This is a genomic window from Pseudomonas sp. SDI (assembly GCF_003105155.1).
GTDB lineage: Bacteria > Pseudomonadota > Gammaproteobacteria > Pseudomonadales > Pseudomonadaceae > Aquipseudomonas.
Window position 1 is genome coordinate 67,870 of record NZ_QETK01000008.1, and the last position, 16,553, is coordinate 84,422.

At 64.1% G+C, this 16,553-nt stretch carries 14 protein-coding genes and 1 riboswitch; of the genes, 4 read left to right on the forward strand and 10 right to left on the reverse strand.

Annotated features, from left to right (window positions below):
- The first annotated feature begins 64 nt into the window (after positions 1 to 64).
- Genes DCO48_RS07260 through DCO48_RS07270 form a run of 3 tightly spaced genes read left to right on the forward strand, consistent with a single transcriptional unit; the run spans position 65 to position 4,487 of the window.
- Positions 65 to 1,801 (forward strand): type I secretion system permease/ATPase, encoded by a 1,737-nt coding sequence (locus tag DCO48_RS07260; RefSeq protein WP_116549914.1) that lies wholly within the window; start codon positions 65 to 67, stop codon positions 1,799 to 1,801.
- Entirely contained in the window at positions 1,802 to 3,148 is a 1,347-nt protein-coding gene (locus tag DCO48_RS07265) for an HlyD family type I secretion periplasmic adaptor subunit (protein WP_116549915.1), read from the forward strand.
- Between the two features lies 1 nt (position 3,149).
- Positions 3,150 to 4,487, forward strand: a complete 1,338-nt coding sequence (locus tag DCO48_RS07270) for a TolC family outer membrane protein (protein ID WP_116549916.1) — start codon at positions 3,150 to 3,152, stop codon at positions 4,485 to 4,487.
- A gap of 217 nt (positions 4,488 to 4,704) precedes the next feature.
- On the opposite strand, the gene DCO48_RS07275 is transcribed toward DCO48_RS07270, so the two are convergent.
- The 3 genes from DCO48_RS07275 to DCO48_RS07285 form a co-directional block, all read right to left on the reverse strand.
- Positions 4,705 to 6,951, reverse strand: coding sequence for a TonB-dependent receptor (locus tag DCO48_RS07275; RefSeq protein ID WP_256584003.1), 2,247 nt, complete (start codon positions 6,949 to 6,951; stop codon positions 4,705 to 4,707).
- 165 nt (positions 6,952 to 7,116) lie between these two features.
- Positions 7,117 to 8,235, reverse strand: coding sequence for an aryl-sulfate sulfotransferase (locus DCO48_RS07280; protein WP_116549918.1), 1,119 nt, complete (start codon positions 8,233 to 8,235; stop codon positions 7,117 to 7,119).
- Positions 8,236 to 8,296: 61 nt separating this feature from the next.
- Positions 8,297 to 9,268 (reverse strand): aliphatic sulfonate ABC transporter substrate-binding protein, encoded by a 972-nt coding sequence (locus DCO48_RS07285; protein WP_116549919.1) that lies wholly within the window; start codon positions 9,266 to 9,268, stop codon positions 8,297 to 8,299.
- Positions 9,269 to 9,371: 103 nt separating this feature from the next.
- On the opposite strand from DCO48_RS07285, the gene DCO48_RS07290 reads away from it, so the two are divergent.
- The gene (locus DCO48_RS07290; RefSeq protein ID WP_256583996.1) at positions 9,372 to 10,436 is read left to right on the forward strand and encodes a GlxA family transcriptional regulator; all 1,065 of its coding nucleotides are present in this window, start codon (positions 9,372 to 9,374) and stop codon (positions 10,434 to 10,436) included.
- A 197-nt stretch (positions 10,437 to 10,633) separates the two neighbouring features.
- On the opposite strand, the gene DCO48_RS07295 is transcribed toward DCO48_RS07290, so the two are convergent.
- The 7 genes from DCO48_RS07295 to DCO48_RS07325 form a co-directional block, all read right to left on the reverse strand.
- Positions 10,634 to 11,284 carry an HD domain-containing protein gene (locus DCO48_RS07295; protein ID WP_116549921.1) on the reverse strand — a complete coding sequence of 217 codons (651 nt, stop codon included), beginning with the start codon at positions 11,282 to 11,284 and terminating at the stop codon, positions 10,634 to 10,636.
- Between the two features lie 145 nt (positions 11,285 to 11,429).
- Positions 11,430 to 11,894, reverse strand: coding sequence for an FAD/FMN-containing dehydrogenase (locus tag DCO48_RS07300; RefSeq protein WP_116549922.1), 465 nt, complete (start codon positions 11,892 to 11,894; stop codon positions 11,430 to 11,432).
- The gene (tenA, locus tag DCO48_RS07305; RefSeq protein WP_116549923.1) at positions 11,891 to 12,556 is read right to left on the reverse strand and encodes a thiaminase II; all 666 of its coding nucleotides are present in this window, start codon (positions 12,554 to 12,556) and stop codon (positions 11,891 to 11,893) included. The genes DCO48_RS07300 and tenA overlap by 4 nt, the downstream gene beginning before the upstream one ends.
- Before the next feature lie 3 nt (positions 12,557 to 12,559).
- Positions 12,560 to 13,216 carry a TenA family protein gene (locus tag DCO48_RS07310; protein WP_116549924.1) on the reverse strand — a complete coding sequence of 219 codons (657 nt, stop codon included), beginning with the start codon at positions 13,214 to 13,216 and terminating at the stop codon, positions 12,560 to 12,562.
- 30 nt (positions 13,217 to 13,246) lie between these two features.
- A riboswitch (TPP riboswitch) is annotated at positions 13,247 to 13,361 on the reverse strand.
- 107 nt (positions 13,362 to 13,468) lie between these two features.
- On the reverse strand, positions 13,469 to 14,680 hold the full coding sequence (gene gltS, locus DCO48_RS07315) for a sodium/glutamate symporter (protein ID WP_116549925.1): 1,212 nt from the start codon (positions 14,678 to 14,680) through the stop codon (positions 13,469 to 13,471).
- A 43-nt stretch (positions 14,681 to 14,723) separates the two neighbouring features.
- Positions 14,724 to 15,662, reverse strand: coding sequence for a formimidoylglutamase (gene hutG, locus DCO48_RS07320; protein ID WP_116549926.1), 939 nt, complete (start codon positions 15,660 to 15,662; stop codon positions 14,724 to 14,726).
- 20 nt (positions 15,663 to 15,682) lie between these two features.
- On the reverse strand, positions 15,683 to 16,408 hold the full coding sequence (locus DCO48_RS07325) for an IclR family transcriptional regulator (RefSeq protein ID WP_116549927.1): 726 nt from the start codon (positions 16,406 to 16,408) through the stop codon (positions 15,683 to 15,685).
- Positions 16,409 to 16,553: the final 145 nt, after the last annotated feature.

Consider the following 16,553-nt stretch of genomic DNA (forward strand, 5'->3'; position numbering starts at 1 on the left):
CATCCGACCAACAGTCGATCTCCTACGCTGAAGCAAATAAAACACCCGGCATTGGAACCTCCCGATGGACAAAAAGAGCCGCACGCGATCCGAGTTTACCGAGGTTTTTTTTCGGCTGCGCCACACCTTTTACTCGCTGGCCGGCTTCAGTGGCGTGATCAATGTGCTGATGCTCGCACCGGCCATTTACATGCTGCAGGTGTATGACCGGGCGTTGGTCAGCAGCAACCTCACTACATTGTTGATGCTGACGATCCTGATAGTCGGCTTGTACACCCTGTTGGCGATGCTGGAAGTGGTGCGCACACGGGTATTGATCCGGGTCGGCAATCGGCTGGACATGGCCCTCAACCAGCGGGTATTCACCGCAGCGTTCGAACGCAACCTGCGACGAGCCGGCGGCACCCCGGCGCAGGCCTTGCAGGACCTCGCGCAAGTGCGCCAGTTTCTCACCGGCAACGGGCTATTTGCCTTCTTCGATGCGCCGTGGACGCCGATCTATCTGTTCGTCGCTTACCTGATTCACCCCTTGCTGGGGATTGTCACCCTGTGCGGTTCGCTGATTCTCGTGGCGCTCACTTGGCTCACCGAAATCGCCACCCAAAAGCCCTTGGGCGAGGCCGGCCTGGCCGCGCAAACCTCCGCTACATTTGCCAACAACAACCTGCGCAACGCCGAAGTCATAGAAGCCATGGGCATGTTGCCGGCGATCACCCTGCGTTGGTTTGGCAGCCATCTGCGTATCCTGGAAAGGCAAACCCTTGCCTCCGACCGGGCGGCCTACATCAGTGGCCTGGGGCGTTTCGTGAGAATCACTCTGCAATCGCTGATCCTCGGCACTGGCGCGCTGCTGGCGATCGAAGGCTCAATCACCCCCGGCATGATGATCGCCTGCTCGATCCTCAGTGGTCGTGCGCTGGCACCGGTGGAACAACTGATCGGCGCCTGGAAACAGTTGTTGACCAGCCGTCGTGCCTGGTCGCGCCTCAACAATCTGCTGCAAGAATTCCCGCCCCGCGCCGATGCGATGAAGCTACCAAGGCCCTTGGGCATGCTCACAGTCGAGCATCTGCACGCCGGGGCGCCGGGCATGAGCCAACCCATCATTCGTGGCCCGCACTTCAACCTTTCCCCAGGCGAATCCTTGGGCATCATCGGCCCCTCCGCGTCGGGAAAATCGACCCTGGCGCGTTTGCTGGTGGGCATCTGGCCAGCGCAAAGCGGCAAGGTGCGTCTGGATGGCGTCGACGTTTACCTGTGGAACAAGGAAGAGCTCGGCCCCTGGGTCGGTTACCTGCCTCAAGACGTGGAATTGTTCGAAGGCAGCATCGCCGACAACATCGCCCGCTTCGGCGTGGTCGACAGTGACGCGGTGATCGTCGCCGCCAAGCGTGCCGGTGTGCACGACATGATCCTGCACTTTACCCACGGTTACGACACCACCTTGGATGTGGACGGCAACCCGCTGTCCGGCGGACAAAGGCAGCGCATCGGCCTGGCTCGTGCGCTGTACGGCGAGCCGGCGATTATCGTCTTGGATGAGCCGAACGCCAACCTCGACGACGCCGGGGAAAAAGCCCTGATCGAGGTTCTTGAAGATCTGAAGATTCGGGGCTGCACCACGGTGCTGATCTCCCATCGCCCGAGCATCCTTGGCACCGTCGACAAAGTTCTGATGCTGCGAGAAGGCAGCACCCAGCTGTTCGGCCCTCGAGAGGAAGTGTTTGCTGCGCTGCGCCAGACCAGCGTGCTGCCGATCGTGGGCGCCCCCACCCTTTCAGCCGTTCGCGGGAGAGAATAAATGGGCGCGTTGAGTGTCGATCCACGTGACCAAGAACAGCTGCGTGCGGTAACCAACATCGATATCGATGACCACCGTCCAGTGCGTTGGGGAGTGTTGCTGGTAATCCTTGGGTTTGGCGGGTTTCTGCTGTGGTCGTGGCTGGCACCTCTGGACGCCGGGATCGTTGCCACCGCGACCGTCAAAGTCACCAGCAACCGCAAGATCATCCAGCACCTCACCGGTGGCAGTGTCGAGGCGATCCTGGTACGTGAAGGCGACAACGTCAGCAAAGACCAGGAACTGGTGCGGCTCGACGCTACCCAGGCGCTCTCGGAGCAAGGGGTGGTGAGCGCGCAGTTCATCGCCACCATGACCATGGAAAACCGCTTGGAAGCCGAGCGCGACGGCTTGCCTGACGTGGTGTTCGACGCTGCAATGTTGCAGCGCTTTGCGGGCAACGAACACTTGAACAACGCCATCAACCTGCAACGCCATCTGTTCGCCACGCGCCGCACCAGCCTTCAGGGCGAGGTTGGCATTCTGCGTGAGTCGCTTGTTTCCGCCGAAGCGCAGATCAGAGGCTTGCAACACATCTATGGCGCCCGCTCGGCGCAGATCGGCTTTCTCAATCAGGAGCTGGTCGGGGTGCGCCAACTGGCGGCCGAAGGCTATGTTCCGCGCAACCGGATGCTCGAACTCGAACGCACAGGTTCGGACCTCAATGCCTCCCAGGCCGATAACCTCAACAACATCGCTCGCGCCAAGGGGCAGGTGGCTGACATCAAGTTGCGCATCCTTCAGCGCGAATTCGACTATCGTAAGGAAGTGCAGTCAATGCTCGCTGATGTGCAAAAGGAAAACAGCGCCCTCACCGACCGTCTGCAAGCCCTGGATTACCAGGTGCGGCATACGGTGATCCGCTCACCGATCGACGGCATGGTCCAGGGCTTAAGCGTATCGACCATCGGTGGCGTGATCGCCCCCGGCTTCAAGATTATGGAAATTGTGCCAGCCCATGAGCCGCTGCAAATCGACGCCATGATCCCAGTACAGGCCATCGACCGCATGACGTCGGGCTTGCCGGTGGTCATCTCGTTCCCGGCCTTCAACCATGTGCAAACGCCGAACATCCCGGGCAAGGTGCTGACCATCTCCGCTGACCGGTTGCTGAACGAAGAAAACAAGCAGCCGTTTTACCTGGCACAGATCGAAGTGACACCGGCCGGGATGGCCATGCTGGGCAGCAATCACATCCGCGCAGGCATGCCCGCCTCGGTCACAATCAAGACCGGTGAACGCAACATGCTCAGTTACCTGTTGAAGCCGCTGCTCGATCGCGTCAATAGTGCGTTTAAGGAGCAATGACATGAACGGCGTCCGGCTACTCATGGCCGTTGTGGCCTGCGCAGCATCGTCGGCTCAGGCGCTGGACCTGCGCGAAGCCTGGAATCTGATGCAGATCCAGGGCCCGACTTACCTGTCCGCCGGGCACGAACGAGATGCCGCATTGGAAAATCGCGCCATCGGCCATTCTGGAATGCTGCCAAAAATCGGCATTACCGCCTTTGACAACCACATCAACGGCACGCAAAAGCAGCCGGACTTTTACGGCAGCCGCCACACCAACGACCTCAACTACAACTCTCGGGGCGCGACCCTGCAACTGCGCCAGCCGCTCTTCAACAAACAGAAAATGGCCGAGTATCGCCAGGGCGAGTACCAAGCCGAGTACGGCGTCGCGGTGTTCGATGGCAAGGCGCAAGACGCGGCGGTGAAACTAGCAGGACGTTACTTCGACGTGTTGCTGGCCCACGAAACCGTAGAGCTGTCGATGGCCAAGCTCAAATCCTTCAACGAGCAAGTGGCCTCGACGCAGCGTCGCAAAGACCTGGGCGACGGCACCATCACTGACGTTAACGAGGCCGTGGCCCGGCGAGATCTGGCCCAAGCCGAACTGATCGAGTCCCAGGACAATGTCACTGTGGCACGACGCCTGTTGCAGGAATACCTTGGCCAGCCACCCGAAGAGCTGGCCACCTTGCAGGACAGCTTCCCGACCCCACCCCTGCAACCGGACAACTTGCACGAATGGATCATCCGCGCTGGCACTGACAGCCCTTCGATCCGCGCCCGGCGCTTGAACGTCAATACCGCAGACGAAGAAGTCGCCAAGGCCAAGGCCGGGCATTGGCCAACCGTCGATCTGGTGGTGGGTTACACTGTCGCCGACAGCGAAACGCTGTCTACCCAAAACCAGCGCAACCGCTATACCTCGGCCGGGCTTGAGATGAATATTCCGCTCTACAGCGGCGGCTACGTCAGCGCCCGCGCCCGGCAAAGCGTGGCCACTCGGGATCAGGCCGAAGAGGACTTGAACGCCACCCGAGAAGAAATCATCTCGGCCACCACCCGCGAATTTCGCGGCGTGCAAAGCGGTGAAGCGCGTATTCGTGCCTTGGAAAAAGCGGTCAAATCCAGCGAGCGCGCGCTGGACTCCTCGAAAAAAGGTTTCCTTGCCGGCAGTAGCACCAACGTCGACATCCTCAATGCCCAGGAGCAGTTCTACACCGCCCGCCGCGACCTGTTCGAAGCCAAGTTGCGTTACCTGCTGGCCAAACTGAGGCTGTCGGCCAACGTCGGTGCGCTGGGGGACGATGACATCGCCAGTGCCAACGCCTATCTAGGGCCGAAGTTGGCGTTTTGAGCCCCAGGCCCCGGAGGCGCGGCGAGAACCAGGAGCACAAAGAGCACGAGCCGCAATCAGGTGAATAGACCCGCAATTCAGCACCGTCGAGTGCATGTTAATCGTCAGGTATTGCTGACGGAGCCCACAACTTTTGGCCTGACACGCGTTTCTGCAAAGCCAGTTGGAATGACCGAAGCCCAAGCCCAAAAATCACCAGCATCACCAGCAACACCGCTCAGAAGTCGTACCGCCCAGTCACCCCCAACGTCCGCGGCGTGCCAAGCACGCCGGTATAGGCGCCATTGGGCGAATTCCACAGCGTCGTGTAGTAGGTCTTGTCAAACGCGTTGCGCAACCACAACGACACATCCCACTGCCCATCCCGCAGGTCACCGCGCACCCCGGTGGACAGATTGACCAACGCATAACTCGGCATCTGCGCAAAACTCGAATCATCCACCGTCCCCACTGCCTGCGAGCGGAACGCATAGCTGGCGTTCACATACGGCCGCAGTTGCCCGACATCCCACTCGTAGGTGCCATTGCCGTTGAAGATCCACTTCGACGCCCCCACCACCGCACGCCCGCTCAAGTCACAGGAAGCCGGCGCCCCTGGCCGCAAGGCCACTTCCGCCGGGCAGGGCGCATCCGGGTAGCGCATGTAGCGCACATCGTTGTAGGAGCCGTTGAAGTTCAACGTCAGCCCGCGTGCCGGCAGCACGGTCGCCTCGAATTCCAGCCCACGGCTGCGCACCGAACCGGCGTTGGTCAGGTAGCTGGTCAGGTTGGCATCGTCGTAGGCATTGGTCTGGTAACCATGCACCACGGTCCAGAACAGGTTGGCGTTAAGCAGCAGCCGCTGGTCGAGCAGGCTGCTCTTGATCCCCAGTTCCACATCGTTGGCCCGTTCGCTACCGATCAGCAACGAGTCCGCCCCCGCCACCGGCGCACTGGCGACACTCAGGTTGACCCCGCCCGACTTCTCGCCGTGGGACAACGAGCCATAGCCCATCACCTGGTCGTTGAAGCGATAGGCCAGGCTCAGTAACGCCGACGGGCTGAAGCTGTAAACACTGAGCTCGCCAGAGTCGTAAGCACCCAGCCGCCCTGCCCGCACCGCCGCCGCCGCGCCACTCACCGCAGCGCCGCCCACCGGCGCAGCGCGTCCCACCCGCGCCTGTTTCACCTCATAGCTGCCACGCACGCCAGCGGTGAAATCCAGGCGCGGCGTAAGGTGCCAGGTACCTTGGGCGAACAGCGCATAGCTGTCGGTGTCGATGTGCCCCTCGCCCAGGCTGTAGACGTTGTTCAGCGCGCCCTGCGGCGTGCCGTTCCAGGTATCGGCCAGCGGCCCATAGTCGGTAAAGACCTGGTTGCGCATCTCCTGCCGGAAGTAATACGCGCCGAGGACATAGTCGAAGCGCTCGCCCAACGGCGAAGCCAGACGCAACTCCTGGGAATACTGTTGGTCGCGCGCCGACTGGCCGACGTTGTACATCACCGGCACATTCAGTTCGTCGTCGTTACGCGGGGTGAAATCCCACCAACGATAGGCACTGATCGAGGTCAGGGTGAAATCGTTGGGCAAGGTCCAGTTCGCTTCCAACGAGGTCCCGCCCTGGAACACTTTGACGCTCTGCTCGGCATCCAGATTGACCCGCCGGCCGTTGGCCAGCGTCGCGCCGACCGCCGCCGCGCGCTGCTCGTAGCGGTTGACACCGTTGATGGTCGGCCCGGTGCTGAACAGCGAGCGGGTTCCGGTACTGGCGTCCTCTTCGTTGTAGTCGCCGATCCAGCGCAGGTTGAAGGCCTCGTGGGGCTTGAACAACAACTGCGCGCGCAACCCCTGCCGCGTGCCACTGCCCAGCGTGTGGCCGTCGTACTGGTTCTCGACGTAGCCGTTCTCGCGGGTGCGATATGCCGAGAAACGCCCGGCCAGTTGCTCGCTGAGCGGCCCGCCGACGCTAGCGTGGGTCTGCACGTAGCCGTCCTCGCCAAACGACTGCGCCACGCTGCCTTCGGGGCTGAAGCTCGGCCCTCGGGTGCTGATGTTCAGCACCCCGGCCGTGGTGTTCTTGCCGAACAGCGTGCCCTGCGGTCCGCGCAGCAGTTCCAGCTGTTCGATGTCGAGCAGATCGAACACCGCCATCCCAGGTCGCCCGAGGTAGACGTTGTCCAGATAAATGCCGGCGCTGCCTTCGAGGCCATCGCTGGCCGGGTTGTTGCCCAGGCCGCGAATGCTCAGGCTGGACTGGCGCGCATGCATGAAAGCGACGTTGACGCTGGGCATCGCCTGCTGCAGATCCTGCAGCCGGTACAGGCGCTGATTTTCCAGGGTCTGCGCCGACAGTACGGTCATCGCCGTGGGCACCGTCTGCGCATCTTCGCTGCGCCGGCGGGCATTCACCGTGACGGTTTGCAGGGTCTGCTCATCGGCGCTGACGCCGGCGCTGGCGACCGCTGTCGCCGCCACGCCGGGCATGCAGGCCAGGGCCAGCAGGCTGGGCAGCAAGGTAGGCAAGATAGACGCGCAGCGCTGCCGGGGAAGTGGCATGTTCATCAAAAACTCCTGTGACGCGTGAACCCCTCGCTGCGCGTGGTCTGCGTAAGCGTGATCCTTTGCTTGGTTAGGGAAAGGTGCCGACGATCAGTCGCGCAGCCACGGAATGTCCCGCGCCTGGTAACGGTGCGCGCGGAAGATCGCGTTGTTCTCGCCCGGCAGGTAAGCCCGCGAAGCGGCGTCCGGGTAAGCGGCAAAGTGCGGGTTGATGTACTCCCAGACCACCTCGCCAGCACGGGTGACTTCGAACAGCCGGCCGAAGTTGGCTTCGGTGATCAGCGTGTTGCCGTTATGCAGGCGCTGCGCACCGCCCATGAACGGGCTGAAGAAGGCGTAGCCGGGGCTGTCGGCATACTGCCATTCGATACGCTGGGCCAGCGGGTCGACTTCGATCACCCGCGAGAACGGCATCGCGACGTGTGGCCGCGAAATGCCGTTGTCGAACACCAGGATGCGTCCATCTTCAAGCTCGCTCGGGCAATGCTGCTGGGCGACGATGTCGTGGCCCAGGCGCCAGAGTACACGGTCGCTGGCCTTGTCCACGGCGATCACCGACGACACGCTGCGCATGCTGAGGATCACCTTGCCGTCGCGACCGGGGGTCACCGCGTTGGTCATCGGCCAGTGGTAACGCTCGAAGCAGGCATGCAGCGGGTAGTCTTCCGGGGCCAGGTGCTCCCAACTGCGCCATTGCCAGACCAGTTGGCCGGCACGGTCGACTTCCTTGACCACATCGCCATAGATCACCCCGCCCTTCGCCTCGCTCCCAGGGATACCACCCTGCACACGGCGGGCAATCGCCTCCGGCAGCGGCTCGACGGTGGTGTACAGCAGGTTGCCGTTGTCCAGCCATTGGGCGTCGTGATGATGCAACAGGTCGGTGTGTTCCCAGACGACCTCGCCTTGCGGGGTGACTTCGCTGAACGCGCCGCCGTGCCACACCGACCAGCCCGGAAACAGCTCCGGCGAATCCGCGTGGTTGCCGTTATAGCCGAGGTTGCCGTTGGCCAGGATCACCGCGTCGCGGCCGGGGCGCTGTGGCAGTTTCCATTGGTGCACCGGTTCGCCGCGCAGGTTGATCAGGAACACCTTGCCGTCGGCGGTTTGCGGGGCGAACAGGGTGTAGCCGCCAGCGGAGCGCTCGGCGTCGACGGCGATCAAGCCGCTGGCGTGGCGTCTAAGGGTGGTGGAATCAAGTGCAGGCATGACATTTCTCCGGGTGAGCGCCGCCCTGCCGGCAACTGCGGCATGACGGTCGGGCAAGGGATCAGGGCTGTTGTGGCAGGAGCGTGTTGAAGCGGTCGTCGAAGGCCTCGGCAACCTGCAGCGGGCGCGGAATCAACCGGGCCTGGGCAAAACGGTCGGCCAGGCGCTGTTGCAGGGCGATGACCCGGGCATCCACTGGCACGTACTGCACGTGCTGCCGGGCGAGCATATCCTTAACCAGCGGCAGCGGCAGGCGCGTGACCTGCGCCAGGTGCGCGGCCCAGGGTTCGGGGTTCGCCGTGGCCCAGGCCTGGGCACGCGCCAGGCGCTGGATGAAGTCGCCGAGCAGCGCGGCTTTTTCCGGATCGTTCAGCGCAGCGAGGCTGGCGACGGTGAAATTCAGCCCGGTTTCCGCCCAGCGGCTGCCGTCGAGCAGGGTTTGCGCGCCGCGGGCGGTGGCCTGACCGACAAACGGCGACCACACCGCCCAGCCATCAAGCTTGCCACTGGCGAAGGCGTTCTGCGCATCCACCGGGCTCGCGTAAACGATGCTGACCTCACTGGGTTCGAGCCCGGCTTCGGCCAGCGCCGCCAGCAGCAGGTAGTGCCCGCTGGTGCCCTTGGCCACGGCGAGGCGCTTGCCCTTGAGGTCGGCCAGCTGACGAATCGTCGAGCCCGGCTGCACCAGCAGCGCATTGTTGTTCTGCGCGCCTTCGGCAGCCGCCACCACCCGCACCTCGAAACCACCGGCCTGGGCAAACACGGGGGGCGCGTTGCCGACCACACCGATATCAATGGCCGCCGCGTTCAGCGCCTCCATCAGCGCGGTACCGGCAGTAAACGGATGCCAGTCGAGGCGATAGGCCAGGCCCTGGTCTTGCCGCGAGGCGTGTAGCAGGGCCTGGATCAGGCCGCTCTGATCGCCCACGTCGAGTTCCGGCGTAGCGCCGGCCCAGGCCTGCAGGGCGCCGAACAGGCTGACGACGCACAGCAGGCGTGCAAGGCGCTTGGCAGGGACAGACTTTCTAGGCATCGTCTTGGCTCTTGAATCGGAAAGTGCCCCCAGTATGTCGACGCCGCCTGCCCGTCACCATGTCAAACACCCCTCCTTTTCTGCCACGTCGGGACCACGCACGGTGCTGGTCTTGGCGTTTCCCGGTGCCCTGCTGCTCAACGCGGCCGGCCCGCTGGAGGTGTTCGCCGCAGCACCGCGGGTGCTCGGCGGGGCATTGGCGCAGCAGCCGCCGTATCGCATCGTGCTGGCCTCGCCGCTAGGCGGCGAGATCGAAACGATTTCCGGGATCGGGGTGAACACCCGGGCGCTGCACGAACTGGAACAGGAAAACCTCGACACCCTGATCGTGATCGGCGGGCCGGGGGTGTCGCAGTTGGAGAGCGACCCGCAGGTGAAAGCCTGGTTGCAGCGCCGCGCACCGCGCGCGCGGCGGCTCTGTTCGATCGGCACCGGCGCATTCGCCCTGGCCGCCGCCGGCCTGCTCGACGGGCGCCGAGTGGTCACCCACTGGCAGTTCGCCGACACCCTGCAGCAAGGCTACCCGGCACTGCGGGTGGAACGCGAGGCGTTGTACCTGCACGAAGACAACCTGTGGACCTGCGGCGGTGCCTCGGCCGGCATCGATCTGGGCCTGGCACTGCTGGAGCAGGACCTCGGCCCGCATGCGGCACTGACCCTGGCCCGCTACTTCACCCTGTTCCTGCGTCGTTCGGCAGAACAGGCCCAGCTCAGCGCACCGCTCAAGGCACAGAGCGACGCCCTGCGCAGCGACCGCGACCAGCGCCTGGTGCGCCTGCATGCGTGGATCGCGGAAAACCTCGACGCCGACCTGCGCGTGGAGCGTCTGGCGGAAAGATTCGGCATGAGCCCGCGACACTTCGCCCGCGCCTACGCCGCCGCCACCGGCGGCACGCCGGCGCAGACCGTGGAAACCCTGCGTCTGGAGGCGGCCTGCCGCTTGCTGGAGACCAGCCAGGAGCCGATCAAGCGCATTGCCGAAACCACCGGTTTCGGTAACGAAGAGCGCATGCGCCGCAGTTTCCAGCGCCAGCTCGGGAGCAGCCCGCTGGGCTACCGCGCCCAGTCGCGACGGGGCCCGGCAACCGATGCGATGCCGGCTGCAGGACAGACTGGCTACCGCTACGAGGAGCCCCTGTCGATTGCTCTGAATCAACTGGCACAGTGAATCTGATACGGTTTTTTCTGAGATACCTGAATCTGTTTCGAATACAGCTGCAGGCAGACAATGGCGCCCAACTCCGGTACGACCGGACCCATCGATCAGGAGGCCGTATGGCTAAGTTGGCAATTTTCACCTTTGGATTCCTGGCCCTGGCCATCTTGATCGGCCTCGCAGGGACCATCTCTCCGCTGTAACCGGCCCTAGTTGCCCGCGCCTATCTCTTGCATGAAATCGCTCAGGAACTGTTCCAGCCGCCGATGCCGCAGTGCAGCCTGGCGGCTGCCTTCGTGGGTCTGAAAAGTGCTGGCGAGTTTCAGCAGCTTGGTCTGGAAGTGCTCGATGGCGTAACGGTTGTCCTGATAGTCGCGGCCTTGTGCCGTGGGGTTGTCAACGTCGTACAGCGCCGAGCCCATTCGCCCTGCCACGTAGAAACACCGCGCGACGCCGACCATGCCAATGGCGTCGAGCCGGTCGCTGTCCTGCAGAATGCGCGCTTCAAGGGTTTGCGGGGTAACACCGGCAGAAAAGCTATGGTTTTTTACCGCATGGGTCACCGCGTCGATGCGCGCGGCGGGCCAGCCGAGGGCTTCGAGGATCAACGCCGCGCGTTTGGCCGAGAGGCTGGAGGCATGGGCGCGTTGCGGGGAGTTTTTTTCGACGGCGACGCAGTCGTGCAGCAGGGTAGCGGCGAGGAGGATCTCCAGGTCGCCGCCCTCCTCGGCCTGGATCAGGCGCACGTTGCTCCAGACCCGGTGGATATGCGCGAGGTCGTGCGACCCATCGCCGTTGTCGACCGGCAGGTGCGGGAGCAGGCGGTTGGCGAGGGCTTGGTGAGGGCTGAAGTGGGGCATGGAGACTCTCGAAATGATCACAATGACGCCGCGTGTCCTGTAGGAGCGCTTGCCTGCGACCGAGTGCGAAGCGCTCGTAAATCCAGCGCTCGCGATCTGCCTGGCACACTGCATACTGCGCGGCAGGTCGCAGGCAAGCCAGCTCCTACAGCGCGTTGTCCAGCGCTGCCCGCAACGCTGCCGCGTCGGCAAACTCACGCTGCGCAACCAGCTTGCCATCCTCCAGTTGCAACCACAGCACCTTGTCCTCGGCCCCCGGATACCTCGACACCACCTGCCCTTCGCGGTCCAGCACCACCCGGTAGCTGTAATCGCGCATCGCCGGGATCGCAAACAACTTGGCAATCAGCGCCGGCATCTTCTGGATATCGGCAACGAACACCGCATGGCGGGCCTCCAGATAACCCTTGGGCGTATCCGCCAGCGCCGCCTTGACCAGCTTGGCGCCATCCATGTTGCGCGCCACCAGTAGCGTGCGTGTCTGCGCTTGCAGGCTATAGGGCTGATCGTACTGGTCGGACAAGGTCCATGGTGCCAGACGCTCACCGGTCTCCAGCGCCTGGGCAAACAACGGCAGCAAGGCCAGTGTCAGTGCAAAACGATACTTCATTGCGTACTCCCTTCCAGACCCATTTGCCAGAAGTCTGCCTCCAGCCGCGAGGCTTTGGCAAACACTGCCACCAGTTCCTCGAAGCGCTGCTCGGTCATGCTGCGTGCCGCCAGCTCGTCCAGATGCTTGCGCGCTGCCGCCGCAACGGCCTGGTAGCCGGCACCGGCATACTCGCCGATCCACTCGCGATAAGGGTGCTCGGCCAGCGCCTCGACGCCGTGCGGGGTGAGGTTGTTGCCGATCTCGGCGTAGCCGATCACGCACGGCGCCAGCGCCACATGCAACTCCAGCAGGTCGCCGGCGGCACCGCAGTCGAGCACGAAACGGGTGTAGGCCACAGTGGCCTGATGCTCCGGCGCGGCCTCGATGTCCTGTTGTGACAGCCCCCAGCGCGCGCACAGGCGCACATGCAGCTCGGTTTCGTCGAGAATCGCCGCCAGGCCGGCTTGCGCCGCGCGGATGTCCGCCAGGGTGCGGCTCTTGTAAGCGGCCAGCGCCCAGGCGCGGGCGAACTGGATCAGGAACAGGTAATCCTGCACCAGGTACTTGCGAAACGCCGCCTGCGCCAGGCTCCCCTCGCCCATCTGGCGGACGAAGGCATGCTCGACGTAGCTGTTCCAATCGGCTGCCGCAGCGGCTTTCAAACGCTCGAAAATATCCATGGTTCAGCCCTCGATGGCGTAGCAGGCGTCGAAGAACTCGCGCTCCAGGGTTACCGTGCGCAGGAAGAAATCACGGCTCAGCGCCGCTTCGGCAGGGCCGACGCGGTCCAGTTCGGCGCGCAGGAAGCCGACGAAGTCGCGGAAGAACGGGTTGTCGTGCAGGGTAATCCACTCGGCGTAGACAAAGCTCGCCGGCAGCGGTTGTGGCGCCTTGATCGCCCAATCCAGGTACAGCCACTCGGCGACGTTGAGCACCGCCAGGGCGGCGGCGTAGGAACGGGTGGCGGCGGCTTCGCGCATGATCGCCTTGAAGCCGGCGGTGGGCAGCGTGTCGGGCTCGTTGTGGCGCTGTGCCTCGCTGACCCCGAGGGCCTCGAACGCGCGCAGGAAATAGGTGTTCTCTTCCCCCGAGATCATCCCGGCGAAGCGCCCCAGGCGCAGGCGTGCCTCGAAGCTGTCGGCGCTGGCGATGGCGGCGCCGAGCAGGGTCAGGAAGCTGTCGAGAAAGCGATGGTCCTGAACCAGGTAGCGGGCCATGACCGCGTCGGGCACGGCGCCGGCGAACAGCTCGGTGACGAAACGGTGGCCGACAGCCTGCGACCAGTTCGGTTGGTTTTCGCGGCGCAGGGTTTCGGTAAAGCGTTCGGTACTGTCAGACATGAAGCGACCTCATGGTGAGGCCGGCAAAAAGGCAGGCGCTAATCCCATCCCTTCGCCGGCATGATCCGGATCAGGTTCGAAGGGTCACCGCGCTGCGCGTGCGAGCGGTTTCTCAGCCCTTTGCCGGGCTCCCCTTGGTGGCGGGAATCTATACAGGATGTGAGGGGGGCTTGTCACGTTTTGTAGGGCCGGCGCTCTGTGAGAGCCGGCCCTTTTTGTCCGAGCGCCCACAGAGCCCCCACCTAGGCCAGGTCAGCCACTAAACGCATTGATAAACCAGGTGATCAACGGCAACGCGACGATATCGATCAACACCGCGCCACACAGCGGCACGATGATGAACGCCTTGTAGGAAAACACCTTGTAGTGCTCACAAATCGCGCCCATGTTCGCCACCGCGTTCGGCGTCGCGCCCAGGCCATGGCCCATATAGCCGGCGCACAGCACCGCCGCGTCGTAGTTGCCGCCAAACAGACGGAACAGCACGAACACGCAGAGCAGCACCATGATCAACACCTGCACCAGCAGAATCACCAGCAACGGCAGGCCGAGCTGTTCCAGTTCCCAGAACTTCAGGCTCATCATCGCCATGGTCAGGAACATCCCCAGGCTGATATCGCCCAGCGTCCCCACCGCGTTGTCCGGCAACGCCAGCAGGCGCGCCCGGTCGTTGAGGTTACGCAGCACGATGGCCACGAACATCGCCCCGACGTATACCGGCAACACGATGCCCAGGTGCTCCTTGAGCGCATCGCCGATCCAGAAGCCCAGCACCATGATCACCAGCACGCAGGTCAGCAGGCGCAGCCAGACTCCGGCATCGACCGGCACGGCCGGCGCTTCGCTGGCCTGGGCCAGGGCCTGCAACTCACCGACCTGCTCGGCCTGCACCACCAGTTTCTTGCGATCGATCAGGAAACGCGCCAACGGGCTCCCCAGCAAGCCGCCGGCCACCATGCCGAAGGTCGCCGACGCCAAGGCCGCGGTGGTCGCACCCTGGGTGCCCAGGCTTTCGGCAATCGGCCCGAACGCAGCAGCGGCGCCAAACCCGCCTTCCAGCGACACGGCACCGGCCATGATCCCCAGCAGCGGGTCGATGCCCAACGCCTTGGCCGCCGCCACGCCGACCACGTTCTGCAACAAGGCCAGGCCCCAGCAGGCGCCGAGGTAGACGAACAGGATCTTACCGCCCTGGCGCAGCAGGCCAAGGCTGCCGCCGAGGCCGACGGTGGTGAAGAACATCACCATCAGCGGGGTTTGCATGGCGGTGTCGAGTTTCACGTCCAGCCACTGCTGGTCGCGCAGCAGCCATACCGCCAGGGCGAAGCCGAAACCGCCAATCACCGGCGCCGGCACACACAGCTGGCGCAGCCAGTGACTGTGCTTCTTCAATTGCGCCCCCATCGCCAATAGCAACAAGGCCAGGGCAACGGTGGTCAGTGCATCCAGGTGCAGGGTCAGCATGGGTAAATACTCTTCTTTTTATAGTGATCGGGGATTGGCGAGCTCAGTCGACCAGGCTGGCCAGCAGCCGGGCGCCGATACGCGCGGTGCGGTTGTCCTGGTCCAGGCTCGGGTTGAGTTCGGCGACGTCGGCCATCCGCAGCTTGCCGCTGGCCCGCGCACGGCGGGCCAGGTGTTCGACCAGCAGCAGGTCGACGCCATGCGCCGACGGCGCGCTGACGCCGGGGGCCTGGGCGGCGGGCAGCACGTCCAGGCACAGGGTCAGGTACAGGTGATCGATGCCGGCGAGGAACGTATCCAGGTAGGCTTCGACGTCCGGCATCTGCCACGGCTGCATCTGCCGGTCGAGCAGATAGCGCACGTTGAGCTGCGCGGCCTGCTCGAACAGCGCCTGGGTGTTGTTGAAGCGGCTCACGCCCAGGCAGCAGTAGTCGAACGCCATGTCGGCCTGCTGGCAGTATTCGGCGATCTGCCGGAACGGCGTGCCGGAGCTGCTGCGCTCGGCGTGACGCAAGTCGAAATGCGCGTCGAAGTTCAACACGCCGATGCGCGGCCGCGCTTCATGACGACGCAGGTGCTGGGCCAGGCCGAGGAAACTGGCAAAAGCGATTTCGTGTCCGCCGCCCAGGCCCAGCGGCAGATGGCCGTCGTCAAGCAGTTGGCTGACGCAATCGGCATAGGCCAGTTGGGCGCCTTCCAGGTCGTTGCCGAGGCAGGCGATGTCGCCGGCATCGTACAGCGGCTGTTCGCCGTGCCAGGCCAGGTTGGCCAGCGCCTTGCGCAAGGCCGGCGGGCCCTGGCGGGCGCCGCTGCGGCCCTGATTGCGGACCACGCCTTCATCGCTGGCCAGGCCGAGCAAGGCGACCCCGGCAGGCTGGCCGGCGCGGCTCGGCTGCACCCATTGGTGCCAGCGGCGCGCCGCCAGGCCTTCGCCAGCATCGATGCGGCCCTGCCAGGGCGACACGGCAGTCAAGGTAGTCATATGTACGGCTCCAGATAGATTCAGTCGAGTCGGGCGCTGACGCGCAGGGCCACTTCGCGGGTCCAGCGCATCAGCCGCTCGCGGTTCTGTTCGGCGCGAAATGCCGGGGCCATCAGGCTGATTGCACCGTGCAGGCGATTGCGGCTGTCGAGCACCGGAGCGCTGACGCCCCAGATGCCCTGGTCGATTTCGCTGAGGCTCACCGCGTAGCCTTGCTCGCGGATGCTCAGGAAGCTTTGCCGGTACACCTCGAAGGCGGCGCCATCGACGCCCTGCTCGGCGAGGATCGCCTCGCTGCGGGCTTCGTCCATATGCGCCAGCAGCACCCGCGCCGAAGCGCCGACCCGCAGTGGCTGGGCCAGGCCCTTCTGGTAGCAGCAACGCAGCGGTTGCGGGCTGTCGATCAGCTCGATGCAGATCGCCTGGCCGTTGCTCGGCACCATCAATGCGACGCTTTCCTGGCTGAGGTCGGCCAGGCGCTTGAGTTCGGGTTTGGCCAGGGTCACCAGCACCGCTTCACGGTCGAACTTTTTCGCCAGTTGCAGACAGGCCGGGCCCGGCAGGTAGCGGCCCTGGCCGTTGTCTTCGGCCAGGCCCCAGCGCAGCAGGGTTTTCAGGTGACGGTAGGTGCTGCTCAGCGGCTGCTTGAGGTTCAGCGACAGGTCCTTGGCCGACAAGGCTTCATCGGCCTGGCCAAGGGCCACGAGGATCTGTAACAAGCGGTCGGTAGGCGTGTTGTAGTTCATTGGGCGCTCTCCTTGAGGACAAGGGTGCACACGCTTTCCCAATTAGTGAAATGAGATTCCTATTGAGTGGGAATTGCCTGACGATCTATCGACAGGCGGTGAGGCTGGCTGGGTCAGATTTTTCTAGACCCAGGTCATTGCGCTT

Bases quoted from the DNA above. Each gene is read 5' to 3' on its own strand.
- DCO48_RS07260 (WP_116549914.1), top strand. From the start codon at position 65: ATGGACAAAAAGAGCCGCACGCGATCCGAGTTTACCGAGGTTTTTTTT.
- DCO48_RS07265 (WP_116549915.1), top strand. From the start codon at position 1,802: ATGGGCGCGTTGAGTGTCGATCCACGTGACCAAGAACAGCTGCGTGCG.
- DCO48_RS07270 (WP_116549916.1), top strand. From the start codon at position 3,150: ATGAACGGCGTCCGGCTACTCATGGCCGTTGTGGCCTGCGCAGCATCG.
- DCO48_RS07275 (WP_256584003.1), bottom strand. From the start codon at position 6,951: ATGCCCGGCGTGGCGGCGACAGCGGTCGCCAGCGCCGGCGTCAGCGCC.
- DCO48_RS07280 (WP_116549918.1), bottom strand. From the start codon at position 8,235: ATGCCTGCACTTGATTCCACCACCCTTAGACGCCACGCCAGCGGCTTG.
- DCO48_RS07285 (WP_116549919.1), bottom strand. From the start codon at position 9,268: ATGCCTAGAAAGTCTGTCCCTGCCAAGCGCCTTGCACGCCTGCTGTGC.
- DCO48_RS07295 (WP_116549921.1), bottom strand. From the start codon at position 11,284: ATGCCCCACTTCAGCCCTCACCAAGCCCTCGCCAACCGCCTGCTCCCG.
- DCO48_RS07300 (WP_116549922.1), bottom strand. From the start codon at position 11,894: ATGAAGTATCGTTTTGCACTGACACTGGCCTTGCTGCCGTTGTTTGCC.
- tenA (WP_116549923.1), bottom strand. From the start codon at position 12,556: ATGGATATTTTCGAGCGTTTGAAAGCCGCTGCGGCAGCCGATTGGAAC.
- DCO48_RS07310 (WP_116549924.1), bottom strand. From the start codon at position 13,216: ATGTCTGACAGTACCGAACGCTTTACCGAAACCCTGCGCCGCGAAAAC.
- gltS (WP_116549925.1), bottom strand. From the start codon at position 14,680: ATGCTGACCCTGCACCTGGATGCACTGACCACCGTTGCCCTGGCCTTG.
- hutG (WP_116549926.1), bottom strand. From the start codon at position 15,662: ATGACTACCTTGACTGCCGTGTCGCCCTGGCAGGGCCGCATCGATGCT.
- DCO48_RS07325 (WP_116549927.1), bottom strand. From the start codon at position 16,408: ATGAACTACAACACGCCTACCGACCGCTTGTTACAGATCCTCGTGGCC.